At 46.1% G+C, this 25,659-nt stretch carries 21 protein-coding genes; 8 read left to right on the top strand and 13 right to left on the bottom strand.

The features are described 5' to 3' along the window. Positions 1-84: 84 nt before the first annotated feature. Positions 85-1,194 carry a tRNA 2-thiouridine(34) synthase MnmA gene (gene mnmA, locus PV783_RS07890; RefSeq protein ID WP_079469278.1) on the top strand — a complete coding sequence of 370 codons (1,110 nt, stop codon included), beginning with the start codon at positions 85-87 and terminating at the stop codon, positions 1,192-1,194. A gap of 75 nt (positions 1,195-1,269) precedes the next feature. Here the strand turns inward: mnmA and PV783_RS07885 are convergent, their stop codons facing one another. The 3 genes from PV783_RS07885 to PV783_RS07875 all read right to left on the bottom strand — a co-directional run bounded on the left by PV783_RS07885 (position 1,270) and on the right by PV783_RS07875 (position 6,958). After that, on the bottom strand, positions 1,270-2,427 hold the full coding sequence (locus tag PV783_RS07885; protein ID WP_420987616.1) for an Fmu (Sun) domain-containing protein: 1,158 nt from the start codon (positions 2,425-2,427) through the stop codon (positions 1,270-1,272). A 97-nt stretch (positions 2,428-2,524) separates the two neighbouring features. Further along, positions 2,525-4,102 carry a 2-oxoglutarate dehydrogenase complex dihydrolipoyllysine-residue succinyltransferase gene (gene odhB / locus PV783_RS07880; RefSeq protein ID WP_079469280.1) on the bottom strand — a complete coding sequence of 526 codons (1,578 nt, stop codon included), beginning with the start codon at positions 4,100-4,102 and terminating at the stop codon, positions 2,525-2,527. A 96-nt stretch (positions 4,103-4,198) separates the two neighbouring features. Then, a complete protein-coding gene (locus tag PV783_RS07875; RefSeq protein WP_420987615.1) occupies positions 4,199-6,958 on the bottom strand; it encodes a 2-oxoglutarate dehydrogenase E1 component in 2,760 nt (919 codons plus the stop codon). A gap of 241 nt (positions 6,959-7,199) precedes the next feature. Here PV783_RS07875 and rpsT point away from each other — a divergent pair, with 241 nt between their 5' ends. The 4 genes from rpsT to PV783_RS07855 all read left to right on the top strand — a co-directional run bounded on the left by rpsT (position 7,200) and on the right by PV783_RS07855 (position 11,950). Next, positions 7,200-7,454 carry a 30S ribosomal protein S20 gene (rpsT, locus tag PV783_RS07870; protein ID WP_079469282.1) on the top strand — a complete coding sequence of 85 codons (255 nt, stop codon included), beginning with the start codon at positions 7,200-7,202 and terminating at the stop codon, positions 7,452-7,454. A gap of 73 nt (positions 7,455-7,527) precedes the next feature. After that, on the top strand, positions 7,528-9,252 hold the full coding sequence (locus tag PV783_RS07865; protein ID WP_420987614.1) for a M14 family metallopeptidase: 1,725 nt from the start codon (positions 7,528-7,530) through the stop codon (positions 9,250-9,252). Positions 9,253-9,589: 337 nt separating this feature from the next. Further along, positions 9,590-10,606, top strand: a complete 1,017-nt coding sequence (locus PV783_RS07860) for a PDDEXK nuclease domain-containing protein (RefSeq protein ID WP_420987613.1) — start codon at positions 9,590-9,592, stop codon at positions 10,604-10,606. A gap of 117 nt (positions 10,607-10,723) precedes the next feature. Next, positions 10,724-11,950: a PDDEXK nuclease domain-containing protein gene (locus PV783_RS07855; RefSeq protein ID WP_420987612.1), complete on the top strand. Its 1,227-nt coding sequence runs from the start codon at positions 10,724-10,726 to the stop codon at positions 11,948-11,950. On the opposite strand, the gene PV783_RS07850 is transcribed toward PV783_RS07855, so the two are convergent. The 10 genes from PV783_RS07850 to PV783_RS07805 all read right to left on the bottom strand — a co-directional run bounded on the left by PV783_RS07850 (position 11,947) and on the right by PV783_RS07805 (position 21,503). Beyond that, positions 11,947-12,990 (bottom strand): beta-ketoacyl synthase chain length factor, encoded by a 1,044-nt coding sequence (locus tag PV783_RS07850; RefSeq protein WP_420987611.1) that lies wholly within the window; start codon positions 12,988-12,990, stop codon positions 11,947-11,949. The two genes, PV783_RS07855 and PV783_RS07850, sit on opposite strands and share 4 nt — an antisense overlap. Beyond that, complete coding sequence (locus tag PV783_RS07845; RefSeq protein WP_420987610.1) at positions 12,980-14,194, bottom strand: beta-ketoacyl-[acyl-carrier-protein] synthase family protein; 1,215 nt, start codon at positions 14,192-14,194, stop codon at positions 12,980-12,982. Before PV783_RS07845 ends, PV783_RS07850 begins: the two co-directional genes overlap by 11 nt. Positions 14,195-14,207: 13 nt before the next feature. Further along, positions 14,208-14,465: a phosphopantetheine-binding protein gene (locus PV783_RS07840; RefSeq protein WP_079469287.1), complete on the bottom strand. Its 258-nt coding sequence runs from the start codon at positions 14,463-14,465 to the stop codon at positions 14,208-14,210. A gap of 92 nt (positions 14,466-14,557) precedes the next feature. Further along, on the bottom strand, positions 14,558-15,850 hold the full coding sequence (locus PV783_RS07835; RefSeq protein ID WP_420987609.1) for an ABC transporter permease: 1,293 nt from the start codon (positions 15,848-15,850) through the stop codon (positions 14,558-14,560). Between the two features lie 33 nt (positions 15,851-15,883). After that, the gene (locus tag PV783_RS07830) at positions 15,884-16,630 is read right to left on the bottom strand and encodes an ABC transporter ATP-binding protein (RefSeq protein WP_168771237.1); all 747 of its coding nucleotides are present in this window, start codon (positions 16,628-16,630) and stop codon (positions 15,884-15,886) included. Between the two features lie 19 nt (positions 16,631-16,649). Then, on the bottom strand, positions 16,650-17,654 hold the full coding sequence (locus tag PV783_RS07825; protein WP_363430861.1) for a BtrH N-terminal domain-containing protein: 1,005 nt from the start codon (positions 17,652-17,654) through the stop codon (positions 16,650-16,652). An 89-nt stretch (positions 17,655-17,743) separates the two neighbouring features. Further along, on the bottom strand, positions 17,744-18,142 hold the full coding sequence (locus tag PV783_RS07820; RefSeq protein ID WP_079469290.1) for a hypothetical protein: 399 nt from the start codon (positions 18,140-18,142) through the stop codon (positions 17,744-17,746). A 24-nt stretch (positions 18,143-18,166) separates the two neighbouring features. Continuing rightward, positions 18,167-19,303 carry a beta-ketoacyl-ACP synthase III gene (locus tag PV783_RS07815; protein WP_079469291.1) on the bottom strand — a complete coding sequence of 379 codons (1,137 nt, stop codon included), beginning with the start codon at positions 19,301-19,303 and terminating at the stop codon, positions 18,167-18,169. 215 nt (positions 19,304-19,518) lie between these two features. Then, a complete protein-coding gene (locus PV783_RS07810; protein ID WP_079469292.1) occupies positions 19,519-20,439 on the bottom strand; it encodes a hypothetical protein in 921 nt (306 codons plus the stop codon). Between the two features lie 326 nt (positions 20,440-20,765). Then, positions 20,766-21,503, bottom strand: a complete 738-nt coding sequence (locus PV783_RS07805) for a head GIN domain-containing protein (protein WP_079469293.1) — start codon at positions 21,501-21,503, stop codon at positions 20,766-20,768. 92 nt (positions 21,504-21,595) lie between these two features. Here PV783_RS07805 and guaA point away from each other — a divergent pair, with 92 nt between their 5' ends. From guaA to PV783_RS07790, 3 genes are all read left to right on the top strand, one after another. Further along, positions 21,596-23,134, top strand: coding sequence for a glutamine-hydrolyzing GMP synthase (gene guaA, locus PV783_RS07800; RefSeq protein WP_079469294.1), 1,539 nt, complete (start codon positions 21,596-21,598; stop codon positions 23,132-23,134). A gap of 130 nt (positions 23,135-23,264) precedes the next feature. Next, positions 23,265-24,575, top strand: a complete 1,311-nt coding sequence (locus PV783_RS07795) for an ABC transporter substrate-binding protein (protein WP_420987608.1) — start codon at positions 23,265-23,267, stop codon at positions 24,573-24,575. Between the two features lie 73 nt (positions 24,576-24,648). Continuing rightward, entirely contained in the window at positions 24,649-25,656 is a 1,008-nt protein-coding gene (locus PV783_RS07790; protein WP_420987607.1) for a ligase-associated DNA damage response exonuclease, read from the top strand. Positions 25,657-25,659 lie beyond the last annotated feature (3 nt).

Raw genomic sequence — 25,659 nt, 5'->3', positions numbered from 1 at the left:
CAATCCGGCCATTGTCAGGATCAATAAAGCACAGATGGCCGTTGGCTTAAATTTAAGTAATTTTGTTGCTCTAAACTTTTATAAATGAGCAAGCATGGTAAAGTGCTGGTAGCCATGAGTGGTGGTATAGACAGCACTGTTACGGCGTTGATGCTGCATGAACAGGGGTATGACGTGGTGGGTATCACCATGAAAACCTGGGATTATGCATCTGCTGGTTCCAGTAAAAAGGAAACCGGCTGCTGTAACCTGGATTCTTTTAACGACGCCCGCGCGGCAGCGGTGCATCACGGGTTTCCGCACTTTGTGCTGGATATCCGCGATGAATTTGGTGATTTTGTAGTGAATAATTTTGTCGAGGAATATATTGCAGGACGTACTCCCAATCCGTGTGTACTGTGCAATACCCATATAAAATGGCGCGCACTGATGAAACGTGCCGACGCAATGGATTGTGAGTTTATTGCCACCGGCCACTATGGCCAGATCCGTCAGCACGACAACGGCCGTTATGTGATCAGCAAAGGTCTGGATGAAACCAAAGACCAGAGCTATGTACTGTGGGGCATCCAACAGGATGTACTGGCCCGCACCATTCTTCCTTTAGGCAAATACCGTAAAACACAAATACGCCAGATGGCCTTTGATTTCGGCTATCCCGAACTGGCTAAAAAAGCAGAAAGCTATGAAATATGCTTTGTGCCGGATAATGACTACCGCGGTTTTCTGAAAAGAAAAGTAGAGGGTCTGGAAGAAAGAGTAAACGGAGGCAATTTTGTGCTGGCAGACGGCACTATCGTTGGTCATCACAAGGGTTACCCCTTCTATACCGTTGGACAGCGTAAAGGGCTTGATATTGCCCTCGGACGCCCTGTTTTTGTAACCGAAATCATCCCCGAAACCAATACCGTGGTTTTAGGTAATGAAGATGAATTACAGAGAAGTGAGATGTTCGTAAGCGGTATCAACATGGGTAAATACGATACCATTCCCGAAGGCATGGAAGCAGTTACCAAGATCCGCTATAAAGATAAAGGCGCACTGAGTAACCTGTATAATGAAAACGGGCAGGTAAAAGTAAGCTTCTACGAAAGCGTGAAGGGCATTGCTCCGGGTCAGTCGGCTGTTTTTTATGAAGGCGACGATGTAGTTGGCGGAGGAATTATCCAGCGGACGATGCCGGTTGTTTTGTAAGAATTAATTTCATAAGATAGATAAACAGAAAGGGTGGGAAGACAGATCTTCCCACCCTTTTTTTATCTTCAAAAACTAAGACAATCTTACTGCATACATCGTATCTGCTCCCTTGTCATACCCCGCAATCACGCCCCCTTCCTGCTTCCGCAAGTCACTGATCTCTTCTATATACTTCACCACCTCTTCATTCTCCTGTTTAAAAACAGAACAGGTAATATAGATCAGCGAGCCGCCTTTTTTTACAAATGGCGCCACATTATGGGCTATCTTCTTCTGCAACTGCTGGTACTTCCCGATCTCGTCTTTTTTAAAGAAGGAGATACTTTCCGGCGTACGCCCCCAGGTACCGGAGCCGCTGCAGGGTGCATCCAGGATGATACCATCAAACTGCTGACTCCCCATAGACGCAGGGAAATTCTCTGCCGTAAGATCGGCCACCCGTGCTTCAAAATGCTTCACTCCTGCCGTTGCAAAACGCTGCTGCAGGTTTTCCAGGATAGATCTTCTCACATCAGATACCAGTAATTGCACACCAGGCTGCTGATCTTTGAGCAGGATGGATTTACCGCCGCTGGCAGCACAACAATCCCACCAGCGCTGGTGTTGCTGCGGATGGAACAATTCACCGGTCTGCTGACTGGAAGCGTCCTGCACCTCATACCAGCTTTTCTCCGGCACTACCACTTCTATTTTAGTGCCGTTGGGCAAGGCTATGGTAGTGTTATTAGCGAACAGCTCATACGTAATGGCTGCTTTATCCAGCAATTGCAGCACTTTATCGAGCTTATTGTTGCGTACCCGGATAAATAACCGCGGCTGCTTTAAAACAGTATAGGCGTATGCGTTAGCATCTATACCGGCTGACAGCTCCGGCAGAAACGGGAAAAGTGTGTCGGGGGTTAAAGGAACAGGCAGGAGCGCAGCCTTATCGGCATGCGGCAATGCAATTTGCTCGTTCCATGCAGGACGGATAGCTGCCAGGAAATCATTCGGCGTGGTTTCACAAAGAAAGGCGCCGGTAATGATCCGCTCGTTCACGGAAAGGCTTTTACCCCAGTTCCCGAGGCGGAAGTAATGATATACCAGCTGTGAAATCCAGCGCCGGTCGCGGCCCCCCATGTAGGGATGTTCCTTAAAAAAAGATTTCAGGAAATGATGTAATGGCAGGCTGCCCTGGTAGGCGCCGATAATTTTTTCTGCGGATGCTAAGTAATTTTCCCAACGGGTCATACGCGAAGATAAGGGCTAATATTGACGCTGTGGGAGATAACACAAAAAAATCCGGCCTGATAACAGACCGGATTTCATTTTATCTTATCAGCTGAAACTAGAGTTTCAGCAGTGCTTTCAGCGGATCTTTACCAAACAGCAGTTGTTCAGGATTTTCCAGCATTTCTTTTACTCTTACGAGGAAGCTTACTGATTCGCGGCCATCGATGATACGGTGGTCGTAGCTCAGTGCCAGGTACATCATCGGACGGATCACCACCTGGCCGTTGATAGCCATCGGGCGGTCCTGGATTTTGTGCATACCCAGGATAGCGGACTGCGGGATGTTGATGATTGGTGTGCTCATCAGGGAACCAAATACGCCACCATTGGTGATGGTGAAAGTACCGCCGGTCATTTCAGGCATGGTCAGTTTGTTATCGCGGGCTTTGGTGGCCAGTTCTACTACTGCTTTTTCAATACCTGCCATATCCAGGCTTTCTGCATTGCGGATCACCGGTACTACCAGTCCTTTCGGAGCAGATACCGCGATAGAAATATCGCAGTAGTCGTGGTACACCAGTTCTTCTCCGTCGATATAAGCATTTACGGAAGGGAATTCCTGTAAAGCGAAGCAGCATGCTTTAGTAAAGAAGCTCATGAAGCCGAGGTTTACCTCATGCTGTTTTTTGAATACTTCTTTATACTTGGCACGCAGCGCCATAATTTCTGTCATATCTACCTCATTGAAGGTAGTGAGCATGGCCGTTGTATTTTTCGCTTCCACCAGGCGGCGGGAAACGGTTTTACGCAGGTTGCTCATTTTTTCGCGGCGTTCGGCACGGGTAAACATTTCCTGACCGATGGCTACGCCCGGATTCTGCAGGGCAGCATATACATCGTCTTTCATGATCTTGCCATGAGCGCCGGAACCTTTTATGCTGGAGGGATCCACATGTTTGTCGGCGATCACTGCGGCAGCTACCGGTGATGCTTTCACATCGTTGGGGATGCTGGTAACAGGGGCCTGTTGCGGCTGTGGAGCGGCTTTAGCTGGTTGTGCAGCGGGAGCGGCTGCCGGTGCGGCTTTGCCTGCTGGTCTGCCAACACTGGTATCAATTTTACAGGCAACATCGCCTATTTTTAAAGTATCGCCTTCTTTTGCTACAGTAATCAGTGCGCCGGCTTCTTCTGCATTCAGTTCAAAGGTAGCTTTCTCAGATTCCAGTTCACATACCACTTCATCACGCTCTACATAATCACCATTATTCTTCAGCCACTTTACCAGTGTTACTTCACTGATAGATTCTCCTACTGTAGGCACTTTCATTTCAATTGTCCCTTTATTTGCTGCAGGTGCGGCCGGTGCGGCTTCTGCCGGAGCAGGCGCTGGTGCGGCTGCTACAGGTGCAGCAGGTTCAGCTGCCGGTGCGGCGCCGGTTGCTGGTGCAGCGGCGTCTGTATCGATGGTACAGGCTACATCACCAATCTTCAAAGTAGCTCCTTCCTGAGCTGCGGGGGCAATTTTGAGAACGCCCGCCTTTTCTGCATTCAGTTCGAAGGTTGCTTTCTCAGATTCCATTTCACACAATACCTCGTCCTGCTGAACATAATCTCCGTCTTTCTTCAACCACTTTGCAATTGTTACCTCGCTAATAGATTCTCCTACCGTAGGGACTTTGATTTCGATAACCATATTTAATCAGTTGATGGTGATACCAGGTTTTGCGTTTAGCGGTTAGCCTTTAGCTTAACGTAAAACCCCGTTATTCTGTTTATACTTTGAATTTTTTTAGATGTTAAAAGCCGTGTCAATGATCTGTTGCTGTTCACGGGCATGTACTTTCGCATAACCGGTTGCCGTAGAAGCGCTCGGGTTGCGGCTGATAACACCATAGTTGATCTGTTTCAGGTTCATTTGCAGGAAGGCTGCAGCACCCATGTTCAGTGGTTCTTCCTGTACCCAGAAGAAAGTAGCTCCCTTATACTTCTGTGCAATGGCTTCCAGTTGTTTAACCGGCAGCGGATACAGTTGTTCCAGGCGAACAATCGCTACATCTTTACGATCATCTTTAGCCTGTTTGTCACTCAGATCAAAATACATTTTACCGGAGCACAGTAATACCTTCTTTACCACAGCGGCGTCGTCGATAAACGGATCATCCAGTACTTCCTTAAAGCCTCCCTGTGTAAATTCCTGCATAGCAGAGTAAGCGCCTACATGACGCAGATTTGCTTTTGGAGAGAAGTTAATGAGTGGTTTGCGGAACTGCCAGGTTAACTGACGGCGTAACGCATGGAAGAAGTTGGCGGCAGTCGTGATATTGGTGATCACCATATTTTCTTCTGCGCATTGTTGTAAGAAGCGTTCCGGGCGGGCATTGGAGTGATCCGGTCCACCACCTTCATAACCATGGGGCAGCAGCATTACCAGGCCATTCTGCGTAGTCCATTTCTGTTCTGCGCTGCTGATGTACTGATCAATCACTGTTTGTGCGCCGTTTACAAAGTCGCCGTACTGCGCTTCCCACAATACCAGGTTATTGGGATTGGCCATCGCATAGCCATATTCAAAGCCCAATACACCATATTCGCTCAATAAAGAGTTATAAATTCTGAATTTACCCTGGTTTTCCTGGAGATGACTGAGACGGCTATACGTTTCATTGGTATTTTCATCAAACAGTACTGCATGACGGTGAGAGAAAGTACCACGTTTTACATCTTCCCCGCTCATTCTTACGTCTTTCCCTTCTATCAGGAGGCTGGCATAGGCCAGCAGTTCACCGGTGGCCCAATCCACTTTGCCTTCATCCTGGTACAGTTTTATTTTGTCCTGCAACAGTTTGCTCACTTTACGCAGGGGCACGAAGTTTTCAGGCCATTTCATGAGGCCGTCGAACAACCGTTTAAAGTCGTCTTCCTTGATAGCGGTTACCGGGGAAGCGTCAAAATCCTGTGGGGTGGCTTTGCGCAGCGCTTGCCACCATTGCTCCGGTTTTTGACTCACATAAGGCAGCGGATGTTGTTTTACCTCATCCAGGCGTGCCTGTAAATCGTCCCAGAAGCCTTTTTCCATTTCTTTGGCCAGTGCCTGTGCTTCAGATTCTCCGTTGTTCAGGAGGAACTGGGTATATACTTCACGCGGATTAGCGTGTTTTTCAATCAGGGCGTAGAGGCTCGGCTGTGTAAACTTGGGCTCATCGCCTTCGTTGTGACCATGTTTGCGGTAACAAACCATGTCGATAAACACATCTTCGTTGAATTCCTGGCGGTAGCGGGCGGCCAGCTGGGATACTTTCACCACTGCTTCTGCGTCGTCGCCGTTTACATGGAATACCGGTGCCTGTACAATCGATGCTACGCTGGTACAGTAATCTGAGGAGCGGGCATCATCAAAATCGGTGGTAAAGCCGATCTGGTTATTGATCACAAAGTGAATGGAACCACCTACGTAGTATCCTTTCAGTTTGCTCATCTGTTCCACTTCATACACAATCCCCTGACCGGCAACGGCGGCGTCGCCATGAATGAGGATGGGCAGTATTTTATCGTAATCGCTGTTGTAGATCACATCTGCTTTACTGCGCGCAAATCCGACCACGATCGGATCTACTACTTCCAGGTGGGAAGGGTTGGGCATCAGTTGCAGGTTAACGGGTTTGCCACCGGGGGTAGTTACCTGGGAGCGGAAGCCGAGGTGATATTTCACGTCGCCGCTGCCCATGGTCATATCCGGTATGGCCAGGCCCTCAAATTCATTGAAGATCTGTTCGTAGGTTTTACCCAGGATATTGGCCAGTACGTTTAAACGGCCACGGTGAGCCATTCCTATCACAGATTCCTGTACACCATATTCTGCAGCTACGTTAATGATGGCATCCAGCGCCGGAATGGTGGATTCTCCGCCTTCCAGGCCGAAACGCTTCTGTCCGATATATTTTGTGTGAAGAAACTTTTCAAAAATAACACCCTGGTTCAGCTTCTGCAGGATGCGTTTACGCTGCTCCAGCGACAATGGCTGCAACATAATGGACTCAAATTCTTTCTCCATCCACTTCGCTTTATCACGGTCGTTGATGTAAGTGTATTGAAGTCCTACGGAACCGGCATAGATCTGTTGCAGATAGGCAACGATCTTTTCCAGGGAGGCTTTACCCACGCCAATGGTGGTTCCTGCGTAAAATTCGGTTTTAAGATCAGCGTCCCCTAATCCAAAACTGGCAAGATCCAGGTTGGCCTTGCGGTCCTTTCTTTCACGGATGGGGTTGGTTTTAGCAATTAAATGGCCTTTTTTGCGATACGCCTGGATCAGGCGGTACACGCCCAGTTCTTTCGCCAGCTGGTCGTCGCTCACGGGCAACGAAGTGCTGCCTCCTGCTACCGGCGCTGATGTTGCCGCCTTGCCGTTTACATTGGATACTGCAAAATCAAATCCTTCGAAAAATTTAACCCAATCCGGGTCTACAGAGTTGGGATCTTTGCGGAAATCCTGGTATAACGATTCAATGTAAGCAGGATGTGAGTTGGTGACGAATGAGAAGTCCTTCATTTACAACGAGTTTTGCTGATCTTCAGTTCAAATACTTTTCTGTTGATCCCAATATATTAATATATGGGATTGCAAATATCGCTCGTTTTTCGATACGCTGGTTGGAAAAAATGAGAAAAAATCAAGTGTTTATCTGTGATAAAAGGTGCTTATATTTGTAGTTCACCGGAAAAACTACATTTAGTTTGTTTTGTAAAGGTAATATAGTTACCTTTGCCGTCCGAAACTTGAAATTTGAAAAATGGCAAACCATAAAGCAACAAAGAAAGACGTACGTCAAAGCAGAAAGCGTAATGAGCGTAACCGTTACTATGGTAAAACTACCCGTAACGCCATCCGTGACCTGAAAGCAGTTACCGATAAAGCAACAGCGGAGAAAGATTTAACTGAGGTAGCTTCTATGCTTGATAAGCTGGCTAAACGTAACGTTATTCACAAGAACAAAGCTGCAAATCTGAAAAGCAAGCTGGCTAAGAGAGTATTAGCTCTGGCTTAATTGCTTCAGTAACAATATTTATAGCTCTTCCTCGAAAAGGAAGGGCTTTTTGTTTTTCCATTTTACCAAGATGATGAAAAAGATACTCCTGCTTCTGACCGCCCTCTTTCCCCTGCTCTCCTCCGCGCAGGATCTCACCACGCGATACGAGAAAACCAATGGCCGTGAAACCGCCGCCTACGACGAAGTGATCCGGTATTACCAGCAACTTGCCAAACGCTTCCCGCAGATCCATATACAAACCGTTGGCGCCACCGATGCCGGTTTTCCCCTGCACCTGGTGACCTACTCCCCCAGCCGGAATTTCGACTTTAAAAGCCTCCACAAACAAAATAAACGGGTTATCCTCATCAATAACGGCATCCATCCCGGTGAACCCGATGGTATAGACGCCAGTATGATGCTCCTACGCGACCTTGCACAGGGGAAAATCCATCTCCCGGAAAATATCATACTCGCTGTAATCCCTGTATATAATATCGGCGGAATGCTCAACCGCTCCCCCTGGTACCGGGTAGATCAGAACGGCCCCGATGCCTTTGGCTCCCGCGGCAACGCCCAGAACCTGGATCTTAACCGCGACTTCATCAAAGCCGATTCAAAAAATGCCCTCGCCTTCCAGCAAATCTATCACCTCACCGATCCGGACGTATTTGTGGATAACCACGTGAGCAATGGCGCCGATTATCAGCATATCATGACCCTCCTCACTACTCAGCACAATAAACTCGGCGGACCAATGGGCGAATTCATGAACAAAACATTTGAACCCGGGTTATACGCCCTGATGAAAAATAAAGGCTATGACCTGGTTCCCTATGTAAATCACTTTGGTGAAACACCCGACAGCGGATGGGTGGAATTTGCTGACGCTCCCCGTTACTCTACCGGTTACACAACCCTCTTCCATACCTTCGGTTTTGTACCCGAAACACATATGCTGAAACCCTATCCACTGCGCGTAAAAGCAACTTACGCCCTGATGGAATGCTTCATCGAATTTACCGCCACACACAGTGAAGAAATTAAACACCTGCGCGAACAGGCAAAGCAAACCGCTCTTACACAGAAAATGTTTCCGCTCGCGTGGCAGTTTGATATGAACAAATACAGCCTGATCACATTCCGTGGCTTTGCTTCCGGACACAAACCCAGCGCAATTTCCGGCCTGCCCAGGTTGTACTACGACCGCTCCAAACCCTACACCAGGCAGGTGAAATTCTATAACTATGCTACCGAAGAAAACTTTGTGGAAAAACCACAGGCATATATTATTCCGCAAGGTTGGTGGGCAGTAATCAATCTGCTGAAAAATAACCAGGTAAAAATGCAGCTGCTGCAACATGATACGACCATCCTCGTAGAAATATATCATATTGCCGACTTCCAGAGCTACACCAAACCATTTGAAAAACATTACCTGCACACCAACATCAAAGTAACCAGCAGCAAGGATTCCATCCGGTTCCGCAAAGGTGATTGCTATATTCCCATGAACCAAAACGCCAACCGTTTCCTGATGGAAACACTGGAACCCACCGCTGGCGATTCTTTTTTTGCCTGGAACTTTTTTGATGCCATCCTCGGACAAAAAGAAGGATATTCTCCTTATGTTTTTGAAGATACCGGTGCTGAATATTTAAAACAACATCCGGAGTTACAGGAATTATTAAATAAGAAGAAAGCCGGTGATACTGCCTTCGCCAACAACGCCAGTGCGCAGCTGAATTTTGTGTTTAAAAATTCACCTTATACAGAACCGGAATACATGCGTTACCCGGTGTATAGAGTACGATAAGATATTATCAGTTATGGAAGCGGAGATATAAGCAGGGCTTATGTCTCCGCTTTTTTTATGCATGCTGTTCATGATAATGAACGGATCATTTCACCCCTGAATAAAATGAACGGGATTTTATTGATGTATGCTTTAAATTCGTTCGCGTTTAGATGTTTGTTAACATACTTCAGAGAAATGAAGTGGGCATAATCCTTCCGTTATAAAAACCATATCAACATGAATTCTGCAGTAATTTTTTCTTCATTCATGGTAGTTGTTTGTGTGTATTCAACATAGGGAGTTCTATAAATACTCTTCTTTCAAACTCATATTCTTTAAACAAAAAACCAAAAACATGTCTTACAAGGAATTTGTACAGGATTTAAAACAGAACATTGTCAGGAGCAGATACATTGCTGCAAGGCTTGCTAATCAGGAGCAATTAAAACTCTATTTCAAAATCGGGCAGATGCTTTCCGAGAAGATAAATGCTGAGAACTGGGGAGCGAAAGTAGTAGAACAAATAGCTCGAGACCTTCAGCAGGAGCTTCCTGGAGTAAAAGGTTTTTCTTACACCAATTTAAAAAAAATGCGTCATTTTTATGACTCATACGGTGCGCCCGTAATTGGCCCGTCACTGACGGGCCAATTACAGACTTCTTTCTACAGCATTAGCTTTACCCACCATATTCTCATCCTTGAAAAATGTAGCCACGAGGATGCCCGGCTTTTTTATATCTCCCAGGCCGCAGAACAATTCTGGTCAGTAAGAGAATTGGAACATCAAATCAATGCCAATCTTTTCAAACACCAGGGTAATATGCCCCATAACTTCAATAAAACACTGCCGGAAAATATCAAATCCAAAGCACTGGAAGTATTTAAAGATGAATACCTCATCGACTTTGTTAATATTAATGAAGAGGATGATGAAGGGATTCTTGAAAATGAAATAGTGAACAACATCAGGAAGTTCATTATGAGTATGGGCAAAGGATATTCCTTTATTGGTAATCAGTATAGACTGGAAGTAAACAACAATGAATTCTTTGTAGATCTGCTCTTTTATAACCGGCACCTGCAATGCCTTGTAGCCATTGAATTGAAACGTAAAAAGTTTAAACCTGAATACGCCGGCCAGCTGAACTTTTACCTGAACGTGCTGGATGATAAAGTAAAACTGCCACACGAAAATCCAAGTATCGGCATTATACTCTGTAAACAGAAAGATAATACAGTAGTAGATTATGCTATCAAATCTATCGATAAAGCGATGAGTGTAGGCACCTACACACATTATCATGCCCATAGCATACCCGAAAACATGAAAGAATTTTTGCCTGATGCGGAGGCATTAGGAAAAATGCTATAAAAATGATAATGAATAACTCACATTAATAATCCCCCAAACACTGTATCAGTTCCCGTTTACACGTTTATAAGCATTCCTCACTTACAACAACATCTCTAACATAAAACCATTATCAAAATGAAATTTAACCATCTGCTTAACAGCATTGAAACCACACATGTACATTTCCAGGAAGTAGCCGCCAAAGCTATTAATCGTTCCCTTACCATCCGCAACTGGATGATTGGATGTTATATTGTAGAATATGAACAGAAGGGCGTGGATAGAGCCAGATATGGAGCGCAATTATTGGAACAGATTTCGAAAGCATTACCTATGCTAAAACTATCTGCCACAAACTTAAAGTTGTGCAGACAATTCTATCAGTATTATCCTCAGATTAGCTCCGAAGTTTCAGTCGAATTAAGAAATAATGCTATTCAAATTCATCAGTCAGTGATTGATGAATTTGAAAAAATCAACATGCGAATTCGTCAGTCACTGACTGACGAATTCCAAGAAGCTGATAATCAATTAAATACAATTCATCAGACAGTGTCTGATGAATTGCTAGCGTCCAATAATTCAAGTGGTTCTTCAGTAACGCCCCCGGTAGAAATTGGCAGGGTTTCAGGTAAGAAAATTGTAAATAATCTGTCGTTTACACACATTGCCAGTTTGCTTACAATTGAAGATGATTTCAAACGGACCTTTTTTGAAGTAGAATGCATTAAAGGCAACTGGAGTGTACGCGAACTAAAAAGACAAATCAACAGTCTCTATTTCGAGCGCATGGGTCTTGCCAAAGATCCGCACAAACTGTCCCGGCTGATACAGCAATCAACAGAAAGCCCGGTGACACCCGCAGATCTCATCAAAAATGTATACTCATTTGAATTTCCCGATCTTCCGCAAAAAGCAATAGAAAAGGAAAGTATGGTAGAACAAAAACTGCTGGATCATTTACAGGAATTTTTACTGGAGATGGGACACGGCTTCTGCCTTGAAGGCCGGCAGAAAAGGATCCTGATAGGACAGGAATATTATTTTGTAGATGTTGTGTTTTATCACCGTATCCTGAAATGCCATGTACTCATCGAATTAAAAGTTGGTGATTTCACGTATGCAGATGCCGGACAACTCACAACATACCTGAACTATTTCAAAGCAAAAATGACGGCGCCTGGTGATAATCCTCCAATAGGTATTTTGCTGGTCACCAATAAAGATGAGGCACTCGCTGAATATGCCATTCCTTCCGGAATGGATCAGCAGATGTTTATCTCTACCTACGCCGTACAACTGCCAACGAAAGAAGAGTTACAACAATTCCTGGCGGGTGAATTAAGAAGATGTGAAAGTTAAACCCTTTCCAGTTTCAACATAACATGCTGTTCCCCGTAAAAATGATTGTAGAAAAGGATAGTGCGAACAGGCGCAGACAAAGGCTCCGTACCGGGAAACCAGGCCGTGGGTATTTGCTGCGCTTTGATAATCTGCGCGGCTAACCATAACCCAAACGCTCCGGCGGTATCATATTCACCGCAAAGATGCTTGAATGGTAACTGTGGTATACCTGGAAAACATTGATCCAGCTCCTGATAATAATGCTCGTGATTACTGTCGCCGTTACGACCGGTAATGATCAGGTCAGGAGAAGTGGTAAAGCTTTTCAGGGCTCCGGCTAGTTTTCCGCCGCGTGGTTTGTACAGCATCCTGAAATCAGAAATGGCTGCGTAGCTCTGCGGTGTAGGCGTGCCTGTTAGTGTGAAGAAAGTAGCGCCTTCTCCGGCAATACTGCCGGGTGAAAGATGACGATATAATTCCCGGTTGTCGGTAGGCGCTTCTTTCCAGAAACCGATCCGGCTTTTGATATAAAAATGTTCTTTTGTAATTTCCTCAAATGCGCCGGTAAGCGTATGTGTAGCGCCTTCCTGCAACAGCATCATACTGTCCAGCAAAGCATTTTCAAAGGAAAAACCGCGGTGTACAAAAGTATTGTTATAGGCTGTGCACTTTTGCTGCAACGCAATTAATCCATTCACAGAATTATAGGTAGATTGAATAAAAGGAGTTGGGTTCAGGGCTGTTTCCTTGTATTCGGCAATCTCTTTGATAAACTTTTCCGTGTCTTGTAAACTGCCTTTGCCGGTGCCGGTAATAATGGGTCCTGGTATGGTGATGCCACTTTCCTGGCTGCATTTAAGTGCAGCAGTCAGTCCCATTTTAAGCACCCTCGTCATGCGACGCAGGCTGTTGCCGGGGATGAATGGCTTATAATCGGGTTCTATACAGGCAAGCAGGTTACTATCTGTATGTACCAGCTGCGCCGAAAAAATATCCCCTTCAAAAGTTGGCTGCGGGGAGATGGCCGCCATTGCTTGTATGTAACACTTACCCTTCATATTTGCTGATCACCAGGGAAGCATTGTTGCCCCCAAAGCCGAATGAGTTTGAAATAACATGATTTACCGGGTACCCTTCCATCAGGGTGGTAACCGGACTGATATTCAATTCCTCCATCCTTTCTGAGAAATTGAGATTGGGAAATATTATCCCATGTTGAATAGCCAGTATAGAATAGATGGCTTCTATCGCACCTGCAGCCGCCAGTGTATGCCCCGTAAAAGGTTTGGTGGAACTAAACAGGGGAACTTTATCCCCGAATAAACGTTCCAGCGCCTTTCCTTCAGAAACATCGTTATTAAGAGTGGCAGTGCCGTGCACATTGATGTAAGATACTTCTTCCAGTGAATGTCCGCTCATAGCCAGCGCCATTTTCATGGCTTCGTAGGCGCCGTCGCCATCCGGTGAAGGAGAGGTTGGATGGAAAGCTTCATTGGTATTGCAATACCCGCTTAGCTCAGCCAGGATGCGGCTGTTGTTGGCCCTGGCGAAAGATTCACTTTCCAGTACCAGGTAAGCCGCGCCTTCACCTAGGTTCAAACCGGTGCGTTGCTGATCAAAGGGCCGGCAAAACTGCTTATCCACATTTTTGAGGGAGTTGAATCCATTCAATGTAAAACGGGTAAGCGCTTCGGTGCCGCCGCATACCACCCGGGGAAGCATGCCCTGCTTAATCATACGCGCACCAAACATCAGTGCATTGGCGGAAGATGAACAGGCTGTGCTGATAGTAGCAATATGTTCACTGAATCCTACGGTGTCGGCTATACGCTGTGTACAATCCGCGCAATCCAGTGTATCTATATATTGTAAAAAGGAGCCAGTCTTTTCAGGGTTAATAATATCAAAATATAACTTCTCTGTATCACACATCCCCCCCACGGTACTGGCATTGATAAAGCCTGTGGGAGCCGATTGTACATCCGTAATACCTGCATCCTGCAAAGCCTCCCGCATGGCTGCCAGTCCGAGTAAAGTGGTACGTGTATACCCTTCCTTTACCGGGATACCGGCCAATGCAAACAAAGCCTCGCCCGCATGTTTTACTTCCGCAACAGGCAATACATTTTTGTAAATGGTATCAATGTAGCTGCTGTAACCCAGTCCACTTTGCTGTAAGCGCAGACGGTGCAAGTTTCCGGCTACATTATCACCAATGGCGGTGATCATTCCTATCCCTGTTATAAACACTCTTTCCGCCATGTAGCCAGTTTACTTATGCCGGTTGTTTTGCCTGGATAAACTCTGCCATAGACTGAACAGACTGCAGAATCTTACGACCTTCGCGCGGGTCCTCTACTTTGATGTGATACTGTCTTTCCAGTAATACCATCAGTTCGAGCGAATCGATACTATCGAGACCCAGACCTTCTCCAAATAATGGTGCATTGTCATCAATGTCTTCCGGTTTGGTATCCTGAAGATTGAGTGCCTCAATGATTTGTTCTTTCAGTTTCTTTTTTAATTCTTCCATAATGATGTAGGTTTATCACCTGTTGTTCACAACAGGCGAATGCCCTTGCGGGGAGTAAAAATACAGTTTTACTATTGTTTTGAAAACATTTATCAGTTCATTCTTCTTTTTTCCACCCATCCGGCTATGGCCAGCATAGCCAGTCCGGTGAGTATTAATCTCAACACATTCTTCCACACCAATCCAACATCTCCATTGCGCAGGTAAATATCATTAATAGCATCAAGTCCCCAGCTTAAAGGCGACAAATGCCCCAGCAGCTGCATCCTGGCAGGCATTACCTCCAGCGGGATCCATATACCGCCAATGGCCGACAATATCACAATAGAGATAGCTCCGAAATTCAGTGCCTGGTTAGGCGTTTTAAATACCGTGCCAATCAGGATACCATAAGCCGTTGCTGCCAGCCCTATTCCACCGGCTACCAGCAAAGTGGCTCCCGGATGCTGTCCCATTACCAGCTGCGGCAGATCCAGCAGTGGCAGCACATAAATGCCTACCAGCATCATCAGGTAAAACTGTAATACACAAACCCCTACGAAAAACAGCATCTTACCGGCCAGGATAGCCAGGTAAGATCCGGGTATCAGCTTCATCCGCAGCAGGCTGCCATCTTCCCTTTCCCGGATCATGTTGCCGGCAATGGGTATCACAATAAAAAACATCGCAAAGATGCTCCAGGCAGGCACGTTGTGTTGAACAGAATTGGAAATTACATCCAGTTGTTTGGCCGTACCGGTGCTTTGTTCCTTCAGTCCCACTGCCTGCAAACGAATAGCCAGCGTATCTGTGGCAGTAACGGTGCTGTCTTTACTCCGCAACTGCTGTTTAATACGGCTTATCAGCATATCTGTTTCCACCTGCGTGAGGAAGTTATCTACCGACTGGTGAATAGCGCCTTTAAATGCTTTCTTCGCCGCGGGGTCAAAATAGATCGTTACGTTTAATGAATCAGGTACTTTCTTTACCGGCAGGGATACAGACATTCCCATGCGGTGAGTGATATCATTTACAATGCGGTTAGCATTACTCACAATGGCGGCTGTAGCGCCTGCGGGTATGATAATACTGATCTTGTATTTGCCTTCGTTCACCAGTTGTTTGGCCCGTTCTGCCGTTACCGGCTGGCCATCAAGAGAATCGATAATATTGAATTGTCCGCCGGAAGCCAGCCCTTCTTTTACAGACCTGCCCAAACGGCCATGATCATTATCTACTGTTAAAATATCAAACCGGATATCCTGGTAATCCTTAAAGGGGGCATCCTGGATCAGTGCCATTACAGTAATCAATACCACAGGCATTATAAACAGGAGGATGATCCCTGTTTTATCACGTAACAGCAATTGCCACTCTTTCCTGATTGTTGCCAGTAGTCTTAACATCGCTTTTGGCCCTTAGCTTTTAGCTTTAAAAAATTAATCCCGGAGTGCATTTCCGGTAAAATGCAGGAATACGTCTTCCAGGTTATTACAATCCGGATGCTGATGGATGAGGGTTTGCGGATTACCCTGTACGATCATTTTTCCAGCATCCATGATTACTACTTCTTCACATAACGACTGCGCCTCTTCCAGCAGATGGGAAGTATACAGGATACTGGCTCCCTGGCTGTTGTAATCGCGCAGGAACTGTAATATCATACTGCGCGACTGCACATCCACACCAGCAGTAGGTTCATCCAGCACCAGCAGTTTGGGGTTGTGCAGGATGGCTGCAATAATGTTGGCCCGCCGTTTCATACCGCCGGAATATTTATGGATTTCTTTGTGGGCACTTTTCTCCAGGCCAAACAGCTCGAGGTAGTGCATAATTTTCTGTTGCAGCGGTTTTCCTTTAAAACCGTAGAGATTACCAAAATAGGTAAGATTTTCTACGGCAGACAGTTGTGGATACAAGGCTATCTGCTGTGGTACGATCCCTATAATATGTTTGATCTCCTCCCGGTGGGCGGCCTGCTGCTTTAAATCGTGTATGATTACTTCTCCGCTGTCGCCCCGCACAATACCGCATAATATTGAAATCGTGGTAGTTTTGCCTGCTCCGTTGGGGCCCAGCAAGCCGGCAATTTTTCCTTTCCCAAACTGAAATGTAAGTCCTTTCAGTGTGGGTTCTGCACTCCCCTTGTAGGTTTTATATAGATCTTTTACAGATATGCCGGACATAATTCAATTGGATATTTAATTACCACTTCACCTGTGCCAGCTTGCGGAAGAATGCATCTTCCGATGCCGCGCACTCCAGTAACATCTGGCTCAGCTCTTTATAGGAAACATTATCCGCCGATCTGCTTTTGCATACACGGCCGGCGGCAAATGCAAAATTACGCCATAAGTCACCGGTTTTAGTTAGCTCACCTGCAAGCCTGCTCAGTTCATCCTTCTTCAGTAACTCCGCTGCTTCCTGTAAAAAAGCGGCATACAGGAAACGGAAACCTGCACCGCCGGTGCCGATCTCTTCCTGCATACGGATAATATTTCCGAGATACAGCGTAGCTTTCCGGTCGCCGGGATTTTCGGCGTAGTTGGCTACTTTTTTGGAAAGAAAGCGGATCCCCTTTACGCCAAACATGGGGATGGGAACTTTCAGCATAAAGTGGCATGCCTGTTCAATACCGGCTTTAATCGGTTTTTCAAACGAGGCAGAAGGCGGTACGTGTACCGGGTAATACATTTTTCCTTTAGGGGCCGGAAATCCTTTGGCAAAGCGGGCCTGCGCCAGGCTTTCCGGGTCAATGGTGGTAACGGTATCCATTACCGGATCGCTTACCAGGTATTGTCCATCCTGTTTGCCGTAAACAACCAGGTTATGTGCGTTAAAGTGAAACCGGTAGGAAGCGGGAAAGTAGGGCAGGTAATACACGCCGGATTGTAATCCAACGGGAATACCGGCTTCAATTACTTTGTCCAGCGCCTGCATTCCTTTTTCGGGGGTAGAAAATTTTTCGGATTCCATCCGTACACCCAGCCGCTTGCACACCCGTTGGAAAATAGCGCCGGGCCATATCCGGTAAGTAGTACCGGGCACGCCGTTCACCTTTAAAAAAGGCAGATGGCCGAAAAAGATGCCGGCACCGATACCAAACGCCATTGGTTCACTGATCTGTAAGCCGTAATGTCCCAGCAGGTTTGATATCACTCCACTTTCACAATGGGCGGTCTGGTGGTGTTGGAAAAAAGAATTAGTCATAATATTTTTTGTAGCAGCATCATGAATAACGGATTTGCGGGAAGATCACCGGATATCATCTACCCACAAATCCGTTATATCTGTATGCTTTATTTGATCTGCAGCAGATCTGTTAAACTCACTTTGAAGGCATCTGCATAACGCTGCAGCAGTTTAGGACTGAGCTTTTTGAATACGCCGGGTTTCATGTGTCTTTTTACCTGCCACTGGAATTTACCGACGTAACTGGCCAATAGCGGCAGATCCATCAGGTTCTTTTCCATGTAATAGGCAACAGGACTTATTTCGCCTGCTTCTACCCGGGCGCGTGCCGCTTTTACTCTTTCGTTTACTTCTTCCCAGGCCTGGTCCATTGCAATGTTTTCCGGCTCCCAGCCTGCACTTTGCACCTGTACATAATTGCCGGAATTATCCACCGCATACATAATCTGCTTGAATGTACCTCCATGCAGGTTATCACTATCCTGCGGTACTTCCTCTTTTTTCATGATGGCAGTTTTAGAAGTGATTGCTTATACTACGGTAATATGTGCATAAGCATATGAAAAACGTGCGCTTTCCGGAACCATCATTACTACTTTTTGTCCTTTCTTAAAGCGGCCGCTGTTCATCAGTTCTTCCAGCATCAGGTATGGTGATGCTGTACCTACGTTACCTACGTTGGCCAGGTTGGTGAACCATTTTTCCAAAGGAATAGGAACACCTAACCGGGTAATTTCCTCATCTATCTTTAACCTGAAAAATTCTGACGACAGGTGAGGCAGGAAGAAATCTATTTCATCGAGATTAATATTGTGGCGCTCTACCAGCTCTTTCCACATTTGTGCTCCGGAAGGAACAATATTTTTACCGAGTAAACGGGTATCTTGTTTAAAGGAGAATACGCTATGCTGTGCCCATTCTTCAGGGGTCATATCAATCCATCCGGTGGTGCTGCCATCCGGTTGTTTGATAGCGCCGGCATACATGCATGTTTCCAGCTCATTGGCATAGGAAAGTATTTCTACCCAGTCGACCCGCAGGGATAAACCTTCTTCATTGGGTTTATCCTGGAAAAGGGCTGCACTGGCGCCATCTGATAGCATCCAGCGGAGAAAGTCCTTTTCAAAGGCGATGATGGGATTTTCGTCGAGGCTTTTCAGATTTTCTGCTTCCGGCTGGAATTTCTGTGCCAGCATCCAGGCGGAGAATTTTTCAGAACCGGTGCTTACGGCGTTGGAAGTATTACCGCAACGGATAGACATCCAGGCATATTTAAATGCCTGCATTCCTGCCGCACAGGCTCCTGTAGCTGCAATCAGCTCTACCGGCTGGCATTTCAGGATACCATGCACCATAGCAGCATGATTGGGCAACAACTGATCAGGAGAAGTAGTACCGCAGGCCAGTAACTGTAATTTGCTGATAGGAAACTGCTCATCAAATAATTGTGATACTGCTGTTGCGGTCATCTCTGCATTGGAATGGGTGGATTTCCCTTCCTTGTCCAAAGAGTAGTAACGGGTTTTGATTTTGTTGTTACCAAGTATCTTCAAACGCGCACGGGAAGCCTTTCCATCTACCATGCCGAGAATACTCTCCATTTCCTCATTTTCTACAGGCTTGTTAGGTAAAAATTTAGACAGCCTGGTAATATAAACTTCCTTCATTTGAATTTATTCGTCTTTTAAGGCTACATGTAAAACCTGGTCAAAGCTGCCCTGCCTTGCCAGCCAGCTCACAGTGAAAAACATATTTTAATTTAATATACGTTGTATACAGACGTAAATATAGAATTCTAATTGGAATTACAAGTATCACGCCACTGCGTAAAGGTCGCTTTAAGTACGCTTTTGATACGCCTTTAAGGTGGACCTGATACTTATTATCTCAGGGAAATACCCTTATAATAATCTACTTCGCGGCGCAGCTTAGCCTTTTTCAGATTTAACTGTATAAGAGAAGTAATCAGGGATATCGGTGTTAAAACAAAAATACCTGCCAGCAGTAATCCCCGGTACATGGATACGCGTCCCTGACGGGAAGGAGCGCCCGGGCCACCTTTGGCACTGATGAACTTTGCCCAGAAACGGAAAGCCCTGATCCCCTTGTTTTCCAGTACTACCAGGTTGGGAAGCAGTTCCACTGCATCCAATGACAGCAGTTGCGAATGTAACGTGTCCCATTGATTTTTTTGCAATGCCTCTGCGATTGGGGCGGCAAACCGGCTGGAGGTAATGATCTCGTTTTCCTGTACCCCTGCCTGCGGTAAAAAGCGCGTGGCTTCCTTTTTCCCTTTAAACGCCCAGCGAAGGATGGTGATCACGGAAATGAGATTGGGCGATTTATCAACCAGTACAATATTACCCACGAGGGTACTGCCTGCCTGCTGCAGATAATTTTTTACCTTCTCCTGCGCATTCAGCCACATATTACGGCTACCCAGCAGGGTTACTACCTTTTTACCTTTCAGCAGCTGTTTGGCAGCTTCACTTTGCAGGAAAGCGGCAGTTGGCTGTGAAGGAGAAAGGAACCAGGGCTGATAAGCCAGTATAACCAGGTCGAAATGTGCATTCACGTCCACTTTCAACGGCTCAATACCACGGGGGGTGGATTGAACGGTTTCCGGCATAGTATCATAAAATTGCTGCTTCCCCCATGGGAAAGGGAAAGGCGTTACAGGCACCAGTTGCTCAAAAGTAATATCGGCTTTGCCTTCCAGCGGAGCCAGCACATGATCAATAATCCTTTTCAATTGCCCTGTCTGTGTATAATATACCACCAGGATCTTCGGTCTTTCGTTCATAAAAGGAATAGGAGTTCAACAATTCAAAACGTAAATCAAACAGTTTAAATAGTAAAATCTACAATTCAAGCCGTAAACATACAAAAAAACGGCAATGATTCATGTGATTTAATGATAATTTGACGCGAAATGTTGACGGGATGGGGTATTTGTTAAAGGGGTAATGTCTTGTGCCCCAGCCAGGTACAGCATCAGCGGGTTAATTATAGCGAATGCTGTACCTGGACTCAAGGACTTGATATTGTTTTCTTCAAAACATCTCTATAAACTCTTTAACACCGCCAAATATGATATTCAAAATGTTAAAGATTTGTAAATGTTGAAGCTTATCTCTTGTTAATACTGCCAGAACCCGCTACAGAAGAGGATATCTGAGGTGTACCCTTATAATTTACGTTCCCTGAGCCTGCAATTTTTGCATCCAGCTTTACACTGGCATACACATCTGCATCGCCGCTGCCGGCAATATTTACACTTACATTTTCAGACAGCAGCTCATCTGCTTCAAAATTACCGCTGCCGGCAATAGATAAGTTTACATCCTTTGTTTCGCCTTTGAGCGACATATCGCCGGAACCGGCAATGGAAGCCTTTACTGCCGGTGCATTGATTTCGCCTTTGAGGTTACCGGAACCCGACAGGTTGAATTTCACATCAGAGCGGGAAGTAAATTTACCATCCAGTTTCAGGTCGCCGGAGCCGGCCAGACTGGCTTCATCCACCTCCGGGGTGGTGAGGAATACGTTCAGATCTTTATGGGTGCTGATGGAAACGCCACGCTTCAGTCTTACAATGAGGCGGCCGTCTTCTTCTACCAGCTCCACCAGCGGGGCTATATTATCTTCCGCCTCAATAACAGCCGCTTTGGCAGCGCCCTGTGTGAGGTATACATTCATACTTCCTTCTACCTTAATCCTGTGAAAAGGGACTACCTGCCGTTCTTCCTTAATAACATGGCCGTTGCCTTTTACACGATTTTGTCCGATTACATCACAGGAATAAAGGAGTACAGAAGCAGAAGAGGCCACTATGGCCTGACATAGGAGCGATTTTGTTGATATCATGGGTTTAAATTATAACAGAAAGATACGCCAGATTTCCGAAATTCGAATTTCCAAATCCGAAATTCGTAGAAGGACTTTATCTTTGCACCACCATGACAGAAAAGATACTTATCCTCGATTTCGGTTCCCAGTATACACAGCTGATTGCACGCAGCATCCGTGAACTGAATGTTTATTGCGAAATTAAACCTTGCCTTCAGCCCATTGCCTGGGACGAAACTATTAAAGGTGTTATATTATCAGGCAGTCCTTTTTCGGTGAATGACGAGAATGCGCCTATCATTGATATTGCCGCGATTGCTGCAAAGGTACCCGTACTCGGTATCTGCTACGGCGCGCAAATGATGGCCAAAGTTTTCGGCGGCGAAGTGGCTAAAAGCAACCTCCGTGAATATGGACGCGCCTTTATGGAGCACAACGACAAAGAGGAAAAGTTATTATATGATATCTCTGCAAAAAGCCAGGTATGGATGAGCCATGCAGATAGCATTAAACGTATTCCTGAAGCATTCGAAATTATTGCCACTACAGAAAATATCCCGGTAGCGGCTTTTAAAAATACCACACTGGCCGCCAACCCGATGTTTGGTTTACAGTTCCACCCGGAAGTAACCCACTCCCTGGAAGGTAAACTGATCCTCCGCAACTTCCTGCTACATATCTGTAATTGCAGCCAGGACTGGACACCAGCCGCTTTTGTACATGAAACAGTGGAAAGGATCAAAGCACAGGTAGGCGATAAAAGAGTAGTAATGGCCCTCAGCGGCGGTGTGGATTCTACCGTTGCAGCAGAGCTGATCCATAAAGCCATCGGCAAAAACCTCTTCTGCATCTTTGTGGATAACGGTTTGCTGAGAAAAGACGAATTTGAAACCGTACTGGAATCTTATAAACACATGGGCCTGAACGTAAAAGGGATCAATGCAAAAGATCTTTTTTACGGGAAACTGGCAGGCGTTTCCGATCCGGAACAAAAACGCAAGATCATCGGCGGCCTGTTCATCGATGTTTTCCAGCAGGAAGCCACACATCTCACCGATATCTCTTTCCTGGGTCAGGGTACCATTTACCCCGATGTAATTGAATCCGTTTCTGTAAACGGTCCTTCGGTTACTATCAAGTCGCACCACAATGTAGGCGGGTTGCCGGAAAAGATGAATATGCAGCTGGTAGAGCCGCTGCGCTTCCTCTTTAAAGATGAGGTACGCCGTGTGGGCCGTGAAATCGGCATCAGTGAAATATTCCTGGGCCGTCATCCTTTCCCGGGTCCTGGTTTGGCGATCCGTATCCTCGGCGCTATTACCCCTGAAAAGGTTCACATGCTGCAGGAAGCAGACAGCGTATATGTAGAAGGACTGAAAGAAGCCGGCTTATACGACAAAGTATGGCAGGCGGGCACCATCCTGCTGCCGGTTCAAAGCGTTGGCGTAATGGGCGATGAACGTACCTACGAATTCACAGTAGCTTTACGTGCAGTAACTTCTGTAGACGGTATGACCGCCGATTGGGCGCACCTGCCTTATGAATTCCTTGCTAAAATGTCTAACGACATCATTAACAAGGTAAAAGGCATCAACCGCGTAGTATACGATATCAGCTCCAAGCCGCCCGCTACTATTGAGTGGGAATAAAAAAAGGAAGCAATAAAATACTGAGCTATAGTTACGGAGTTATGGGTAGACAGATAATTTCTTCTATCCATAACTCCGTAATGCTTTATTTCACATTCCCCGGAATGATTTTTGTAAATTAGCGCCAATTATGAACCACTTAGTTTCAATTAAGCACCTGTTATCCGGATTGGCTTTATTGGTTTTGATCAGCTCCTGCTCATCTACCAGGAAAAGTACCAGTAAGGTAGACGGGCCACCACCATCTCTGAGTAAACCTTCACCGGCTAAAAAACCGGAGGATAATAAGAAAGAAGCTGCAAAGGCGCCTTTTAATGTGCCCGCATTCGGGAAAGAAGTTAAAAAAGCTTCCTATAACATTGCTTTCTTCGCACCATTATACCTCGATTCCGTTTTTGCCAACAGCAGTGAAATTCCCGGCCGTACCATGCCACGGTATGTATTGCCCGGTCTCGAATTTTATGAAGGCGCACAACTGGCGCTGGATACGCTGCAGCAACAGGGATATAACCTGAAAGTAACCGTATACGACAGCAAATCCAGGCAAAGCGTATCTTCCCTGATCCGCAATAAAGCGCTCGATGAAACTGACCTCATCCTGGGTGCGGTGAGCAACCCGGAACTGAAAGAACTGAGCGATTTTGCCAGGAACAAAGAAATCAATTTTGTTTCCGGTACTTTCCCCAATGACGGCGGTATCAACAACAACCCGTTTTTATACATCTCCAACAGCACCTTGAAAACGCACTGCGACGCACTCCAGAACTATATCCAGGATGCATTTGCTACTAAAAACATTGTGCTGTTCCGTAGGAATACCGCCTTTGAAACAAGACTGGCAGCAGATTTCAAGGCATCCTACGATAAAATGGAGAGTACCAAAAAATCGAGGATCCGGGAAGTAGTTTGGAACGACGCCACCACGCCGGAAGAAATTTCCAAATACCTGCTGGCAGACCGTACCAACGCCGTTATTGTAACTGCCCTGGATGAAGCCGGCGCCAAAAGCCTGCTGCGCAAGCTGAGCATTTCTGCAGCTACCTATCCATTGCAGATCTTTGGTATGCCCACCTGGGATGTGATCAAGCTGAAAGAACCCGAGTTTAAAGGCTTACAGGTATATTATTCATCTCCCTACTATAACGACAAAACAGATTACTACAGCCGTTATGTCTCCGATTATTTCCGCAGGGTATACAAAGCACGCCCGTCTGACATGGCTTTCAAAGGCTTTGACCTGACCTACTACTTTGTAAAACTGCTGTATACCAACGGCGTTTATTTCAACAACATGGTGAGTACGTCACCTAAAGTGATCACCAATTATAACTTTCTTCCGGTATACCTGAAAGAAGGAGAAGAAACACCTTCCTACTTTGAAAATAAAAATATCTACATCATCCAGAAAGGTGATAGCATGGATATTAAAATGAATAAATAGTTGCCCTGCAACGCTACTTGCTTCGTGCCGCGACGGTTGTCGTGGCACGATTTTTTTTACGTACATTCCCTGTATGAATGTGCTGCAATTTACCGACAACGGCATCTACTGTCCTGCAGGCGATTTCTACATTGATCCCTGGAAACCCGTAAAGCGGGCAGTGATCACGCATGCACACTCCGATCACGCCCGGTGGGGAAATCAATACTACTTATGTGAAAATGCCAGCGTTCCCTTGCTACGGTTAAGGCTTGGCAACGACATCCAGGTGCAGGGCATTGCCTATGGCGAAACCATTTCTTTTAACGGTGTAAAAGTATCCCTGCATCCCGCAGGACACATCATCGGCTCTGCACAGATAAGAGTGGAACAGGATGGAGAAGTATGGGTAGCCAGCGGCGATTATAAACTGGAAAATGATGGATTGTCGGCTCCCTTCGAGCCTGTCCGTTGCCATACGTTTATTACCGAATCCACTTTTGGTTTGCCTATTTACCGGTGGCCGAAGCAGCAACAGATTTTCGATGGCATCACCCAATGGATATACGAAAACCAGCAGGCCGGCAAAGCCAGCGTACTACTGGCTTACAGCCTGGGAAAGGCACAACGGCTGTTATATCATCTGAAAGATAAAGTGGATCATTTCCTGGCGCATGGCGCCATCGCCATTCCGCATGAAGTACTGTTACAGGAAGGCTGGCCTTTACCTCCGGTGGAAAGGATAACACCCGACACACCGAAAACAGCTTTTAAGAATGCGGTAATTATTGCCCCGCCTTCGGCGGAAGATAATGTTTGGATGCGCAGGTTCCAGCCTTACTCACTGGGCATTTGCAGTGGCTGGATGCAGGTGCGTGGTAATATGCGCCGCAGGAATGCAGATGCAGGATTTGTATTGTCGGATCATGCAGACTGGGCCGGTTTGCTCGAAGCCGTAACAGCTACCGGTGCAGAACAGGTATACGCCACACATGGCTTCAGCAGCGTATTTGCGCGTTACCTCACAGAAAAAGGTATTGCCGCCAAAGAAGTAACTACTTCCTATGGCGACGAAGAAATTATTAATAACCCAGAATCCTAAGCC

It is taken from the genome of Chitinophaga sp. CC14 (assembly GCF_048957795.1).
GTDB lineage: Bacteria > Bacteroidota > Bacteroidia > Chitinophagales > Chitinophagaceae > Chitinophaga > Chitinophaga ginsengisegetis.
The sequence above is the reverse complement of the archived record's forward strand: the minus strand, read 5'-3'. Positions and strand labels throughout refer to the sequence as shown.

Excerpts from the sequence above, each read along its gene's own strand:
- PV783_RS07885 (WP_420987616.1), bottom strand. The coding sequence starts at position 2,427 with ATGACCCGTTGGGAAAATTACTTAGCATCCGCAGAAAAAATTATCGGC.
- PV783_RS07815 (WP_079469291.1), bottom strand. The coding sequence starts at position 19,303 with ATGAAGGAAGTTTATATTACCAGGCTGTCTAAATTTTTACCTAACAAG.
- PV783_RS07805 (WP_079469293.1), bottom strand. The coding sequence starts at position 21,503 with ATGATATCAACAAAATCGCTCCTATGTCAGGCCATAGTGGCCTCTTCT.
- PV783_RS07865 (WP_420987614.1), top strand. The coding sequence starts at position 7,528 with ATGAAAAAGATACTCCTGCTTCTGACCGCCCTCTTTCCCCTGCTCTCC.
- PV783_RS07860 (WP_420987613.1), top strand. The coding sequence starts at position 9,590 with ATGTCTTACAAGGAATTTGTACAGGATTTAAAACAGAACATTGTCAGG.
- guaA (WP_079469294.1), top strand. The coding sequence starts at position 21,596 with ATGACAGAAAAGATACTTATCCTCGATTTCGGTTCCCAGTATACACAG.
- rpsT (WP_079469282.1), top strand. The coding sequence starts at position 7,200 with ATGGCAAACCATAAAGCAACAAAGAAAGACGTACGTCAAAGCAGAAAG.
- PV783_RS07875 (WP_420987615.1), bottom strand. The coding sequence starts at position 6,958 with ATGAAGGACTTCTCATTCGTCACCAACTCACATCCTGCTTACATTGAA.
- PV783_RS07855 (WP_420987612.1), top strand. The coding sequence starts at position 10,724 with ATGAAATTTAACCATCTGCTTAACAGCATTGAAACCACACATGTACAT.
- PV783_RS07850 (WP_420987611.1), bottom strand. The coding sequence starts at position 12,990 with ATGAAGGGTAAGTGTTACATACAAGCAATGGCGGCCATCTCCCCGCAG.
- PV783_RS07845 (WP_420987610.1), bottom strand. The coding sequence starts at position 14,194 with ATGGCGGAAAGAGTGTTTATAACAGGGATAGGAATGATCACCGCCATT.
- PV783_RS07830 (WP_168771237.1), bottom strand. The coding sequence starts at position 16,630 with ATGTCCGGCATATCTGTAAAAGATCTATATAAAACCTACAAGGGGAGT.
- PV783_RS07825 (WP_363430861.1), bottom strand. The coding sequence starts at position 17,654 with ATGACTAATTCTTTTTTCCAACACCACCAGACCGCCCATTGTGAAAGT.
- PV783_RS07840 (WP_079469287.1), bottom strand. The coding sequence starts at position 14,465 with ATGGAAGAATTAAAAAAGAAACTGAAAGAACAAATCATTGAGGCACTC.
- PV783_RS07790 (WP_420987607.1), top strand. The coding sequence starts at position 24,649 with ATGAATGTGCTGCAATTTACCGACAACGGCATCTACTGTCCTGCAGGC.
- PV783_RS07820 (WP_079469290.1), bottom strand. The coding sequence starts at position 18,142 with ATGAAAAAAGAGGAAGTACCGCAGGATAGTGATAACCTGCATGGAGGT.
- PV783_RS07835 (WP_420987609.1), bottom strand. The coding sequence starts at position 15,850 with ATGTTAAGACTACTGGCAACAATCAGGAAAGAGTGGCAATTGCTGTTA.
- PV783_RS07795 (WP_420987608.1), top strand. The coding sequence starts at position 23,265 with ATGAACCACTTAGTTTCAATTAAGCACCTGTTATCCGGATTGGCTTTA.
- PV783_RS07810 (WP_079469292.1), bottom strand. The coding sequence starts at position 20,439 with ATGAACGAAAGACCGAAGATCCTGGTGGTATATTATACACAGACAGGG.
- odhB (WP_079469280.1), bottom strand. The coding sequence starts at position 4,102 with ATGGTTATCGAAATCAAAGTCCCTACGGTAGGAGAATCTATTAGCGAG.
- mnmA (WP_079469278.1), top strand. The coding sequence starts at position 85 with ATGAGCAAGCATGGTAAAGTGCTGGTAGCCATGAGTGGTGGTATAGAC.